Raw genomic sequence first — 3,998 nt, forward strand, 5'->3', positions numbered from 1 at the left:
GCCGTCAACCTGCTGGACCCGTGGTATCAGGAAGACACCAATCTGGTGGCCATCGTCGGGCGCAAGCTGTTGAACGACAAGTATTTTCCACTGGTCAACACCAAGCAGGCGCCCACGGAAACCCTGGCGGCCGACATCATCATCAGCCAGAAACGTATCGGCGGCTTGCCGGCCGCGCGCGTGCCCTTCTTCCCCGATAACGCCATCCTGATTACCCGTTTCGACAATCTGTCGATCTACTTCCAGGAAGGCGCGCGCCGCCGCCGCGTCGAGGACGTGCCCAAGCGCGACCGCATCGAGAACTACGAGTCGTCGAATGACGCCTACGTGATCGAAGACCTGGGCCTGGCCGCGCTGGTGGAAAACATCGAGCTGAAAGACAAATAATGGCCAACCAGTCCCCCGCCCTGCGCCACCGCGCGCGCATGCTGGCCGAGCGCACGGCCGGCGCCGCCGCGCCGCAGGGCGTCACCACCGGCACGGCTTACGATTTGATGCTCTACAAGCTGTCCGATGACCGCCGGCGCCTGAAATCCATCCAGTCCGTGGAACGCAAGATCGAGGTCAAGGCCACCTTATTGCCGGATTACGCGCAGTGGATCGACGGCGTGCTGGCCGGCGGCAAGGGTGCGCAGGATGACGTCTTCGCCACCCTGCTGGTGTGGCACATCGACACGGGCGAATACGACCGCGCCCTGGTCATGGCCGCCTACGCCTTGGAACACAAGTTCACCCTGCCCGACACCTACAGCCGCGACATCGCCACCCTGATGCTGGATGAGTTTGCCGAAGGCTACCTGCACGGCAAGCTGGCCGCTGATCCGCAGCACGCGGCGCAGGTGCTGGGCACCGTCGAACAGTTGACGGCCGCCAGCGACGCCCCGGACCAGGCGCGCGCCAAGCTGCACAAGGCCATCGGCCTGGCCCTGATCGCCGTGCTCGATCAGGCCAACGACACGGACATCGCCCCGGCGATGGTGGCGCAAGCGGAAAACGCCATGGCCCAGCTGAAGCGCGCCCGCGCCCTGTCCGAGTCGTGCGGCGTCAAGAAAGATATGGAACGGCTGGAGCGGCGCATCAAGCGCGCGGCCGGTTCCACGTAAAGAGCATCCCCCGCAGCACGGCGGCACGGGGGGATTCTGGCCAAACCTTTGACCTGATGAACCCCGTCCACCGCCCCATTATTGAAAGCGCCCCGTATGTCCTTCATGGCCCTGCCCCCGTCAATCCCGCCTGGCACCGCCACTGCGCCGCCAGCGCCTGCCCCTGGCGTCGTCGAGAACGACGGCTGGTTTCCCGACATCCTGCTCACCGATATGCGCGACGCCATGCGCCTGGATGGCACCGTCACCGACGCGCGCCTGGTGCAAGCCGTGGTCGATGCCATCCTGCAGGTCAACCGAGAGCTGGCCGACTGGCAGGGCAAGCAGGCCGCTGCCGGTATCGCCGCCCTGGTGGACGTGCCAGCCGCGCGCATCAACCGCGAATCGCGCTTGCTGGCGCAGTACCGGCGCGCCGTCTACAGCACGGCGAAAGCCGACCTGATCGAGCGTTACCGCGACTACGACAGCACGGCCACGTCCGTCAGCGACAGGAAAAGCATGGAGTGGCTGGACGAGGCGCCAGGTGCGCAGCGGCGCAATGCGCAATGGGCCATCGCCGATATCGTCGGGCGCACGCACCTGACTGTGGAATTAATCTGATGCAGGTGCGCACGCAGCAGCACGACACGGTAGACGCCCTGGTGTGGCGCTACCTGGGCGACGGCGCTCGATACGTCGAGCACACCCTGGAAATGAACCCCGCGCTGGCGCGCCATGGCGCCGTGCTGCCTGCCGGCCTAGTCGTCACCCTGCCCGAGCCGGCGCCCAGCACGGGCCAGGTGGCTGCAGCCGATCTTGTGCAGCTATGGGATTAACGCAGCAATCCACCTTTTTACCCTCATGAAAAATCTATCTACCCTCTCACCGGAGAATCAAGCAATGTCCGCAGAATCGTTTGGTGGTTTCGCCACCCTGGTCAAACTGTACGGCTTCAAGGCGGCGCTGGGCATGGTCGGCGCGGCCATGCTGTACATCGTGCTGCCGCCGCTGAACGCCGACGGCACCTTCAACAAGGGCGAATTCGTCGCCCGGCTGGCATGCGCGGGCGTGTTCTCGTGCCTGCTGGGCGGCACCGTCTACCAGCTGCTGTGCGCCCAGCTCCCCGCCATCGGCGCCATGGTCAACGCCTCCGCCATCGATCTGATCGTGGGCGCGCCCGGCTGGTGGGTATCGCGCGCCGTGGCCCTGTGGTTCCAGCGCCGCAGCGACAAGGACATCGCCGAGCTGGTCAAAGACGCGAAGGAACACTGATGGCAACCACCGACAACCCGCTGATCGCGCGCGTCATCGACGCCATCCTGCGCGCCGAAGGCGGCTACGTGAACGACCCGGCCGACAAAGGCGGCGAAACCAATTACGGCATCACCGTGGCGGTGGCGCGCGCCAACGGTTACATGGGGCCAGTACGCGATCTACCCATGACCGTGGCGTGCGCCATCTACACAGCCCGCTACATCACGGAACCGAAGTTTGACCAGGTGCTAGCCATCCATGCCGGCATTGGCGCCGAAGTGATCGACACGGGCGTCAACATGGGGCCGCACCGCGCGGCCGAGTTCCTGCAGCGCTGGCTGAACGGTTTCAATGACACGGGCGCGCGCTATCCCGCCCTGTTCGTCGACGGCCGCCTGGGCGCGCAGTCGCTGGGCGCGCTGGGCGCTTTCCTGAAATGGCGCGGCCAGGATGGCGCCGCCGTGCTGCTGTGCGCCTTGAACGGCCTGCAGGCGGCGCGCTACCTGGAAATCACCGAGGCCAACAAGACCCAGCGCCGTTTTCTATACGGCTGGATCAAGGAACGGGTGGCCATGTGACAACGACTACTTGGCGCCCGCTGGCTGCCTGCCTGCTGTGTGGCGCCCTGGTCGGTTGGACCGCGCAGGGCTGGCGCAAGGATGCCAGCATCGCCGCCCTGCAGCGGGCAGCCGCTATCCAAACATCCACCGCCGCCACGCAACTCGCCCAGGCCACCGCCCGCGTGCTCACCCTGGAGCGCGCCGCCGGCACCACCCTGGCGCAGCGCGCCGACCACCTCACCCAGGAGCAAACCCATGCGAAAACCGAGCGTGACCGTTTTAACGATGACCTGCGCAGCGGCGCTGTGCGCCTGTCAATCCCCGTCTCCGGCGGCCAGTGCGCCGCCATTGCAGATTCCACCGATGCCGCAGGCCATCGGCACCAAACGCGCGCCGAACTTAACCCAGCGACTGCGGCAGCTCTTGACGCCATTGCCGGCGACGGCGACGACGCCACCCGCCAACTGAACGCCTGCATCGACGCCTACAACACCGTGCGAGACACCTACCATGTACAAGCCGAATAGCCTGCGCCAGCACCTGGCCGCCGCCATCCCCGACCTGCAGCGCGATCCCGACCGCCTGCTGGTCTTCGCCGACGAGGGCAACGTGGTGGCGTCGGCCACCGCCTCCCTCTCCTTCGAATACCGCTTCAAGCTTAACCTGATCGTCACCGATTACGCGGGCGACGCCGACGCCATCATGGTGGCCCTGATCGCCTGGCTGAAAGTTCACCAGCTCGACCTGATGGCCAACGAAGAAACGCGCAAGCACGGCATTGCCTTCGAAGTGGATTTCAACAACCATGAAACGGTCGACATTTCCATCAAGCTGGACCTGACCGAGCGCGTGGCCGTCAAGGCAGGCGAGGCGGGCCGCCTGGACATCAAGCACCTGGCCGAGATACAGCACATGCCGGCCTATGCGGACGAGTTCTGGAAGCTGTACGACGGCGAGACGCTGCTGGCCGAATGGCGCACGCCCGAGGCGACACCATGAGCGACGACCTGCACGCGCTGGAAGCTTGGGCCGGGGCGCTGCTGGCCAAGCTGCAGCCGGCCCAACGCCGCGCCATCAATCACAAGGTGGCCATCGACCTGCG

At 65.8% G+C, this 3,998-nt stretch carries 8 protein-coding genes and 1 pseudogene; all 9 read left to right on the forward strand.

Translation table 11 applies throughout. From position 1 onward, the window contains the following. A partial coding sequence (locus tag JAB6_RS00795) for a P2 family phage major capsid protein (protein ID WP_139143236.1) occupies positions 1 to 387 on the forward strand: 387 nt, incomplete at its 5' end. Next, positions 387 to 1,103, forward strand: coding sequence for a phage terminase small subunit (gpM, locus tag JAB6_RS00800; protein WP_070301018.1), 717 nt, complete (start codon positions 387 to 389; stop codon positions 1,101 to 1,103). The genes JAB6_RS00795 and gpM, both read left to right, overlap by 1 nt. A 105-nt stretch (positions 1,104 to 1,208) precedes the next feature. After that, a complete protein-coding gene (locus JAB6_RS00805; RefSeq protein WP_254671404.1) occupies positions 1,209 to 1,703 on the forward strand; it encodes a head completion/stabilization protein in 495 nt (164 codons plus the stop codon). Further along, complete coding sequence (locus JAB6_RS00810; RefSeq protein ID WP_070301022.1) at positions 1,703 to 1,918, forward strand: tail protein X; 216 nt, start codon at positions 1,703 to 1,705, stop codon at positions 1,916 to 1,918. The genes JAB6_RS00805 and JAB6_RS00810 overlap by 1 nt, the downstream gene beginning before the upstream one ends. A gap of 64 nt (positions 1,919 to 1,982) precedes the next feature. Further along, the gene (locus JAB6_RS00815) at positions 1,983 to 2,354 is read left to right on the forward strand and encodes a hypothetical protein (protein WP_070224671.1); all 372 of its coding nucleotides are present in this window, start codon (positions 1,983 to 1,985) and stop codon (positions 2,352 to 2,354) included. Continuing rightward, the gene (locus JAB6_RS00820; RefSeq protein ID WP_070301024.1) at positions 2,354 to 2,914 is read left to right on the forward strand and encodes a glycoside hydrolase family 108 protein; all 561 of its coding nucleotides are present in this window, start codon (positions 2,354 to 2,356) and stop codon (positions 2,912 to 2,914) included. The genes JAB6_RS00815 and JAB6_RS00820 overlap by 1 nt, the downstream gene beginning before the upstream one ends. Beyond that, entirely contained in the window at positions 2,911 to 3,423 is a 513-nt protein-coding gene (locus tag JAB6_RS00825) for a lysis system i-spanin subunit Rz (protein ID WP_083292458.1), read from the forward strand. Before JAB6_RS00820 ends, JAB6_RS00825 begins: the two co-directional genes overlap by 4 nt. Next, entirely contained in the window at positions 3,407 to 3,895 is a 489-nt protein-coding gene (locus JAB6_RS00830) for a phage tail protein (RefSeq protein ID WP_070301026.1), read from the forward strand. Before JAB6_RS00825 ends, JAB6_RS00830 begins: the two co-directional genes overlap by 17 nt. Further along, a pseudogene (locus JAB6_RS29625) lies at positions 3,892 to 3,998 on the forward strand (phage virion morphogenesis protein); the annotation flags it as partial. The gene JAB6_RS00830 and the pseudogene JAB6_RS29625, both read left to right, overlap by 4 nt.

Source organism: Janthinobacterium sp. HH104 (assembly GCF_001758715.1).
Lineage (GTDB): Bacteria > Pseudomonadota > Gammaproteobacteria > Burkholderiales > Burkholderiaceae_D > Janthinobacterium > Janthinobacterium aestuarii.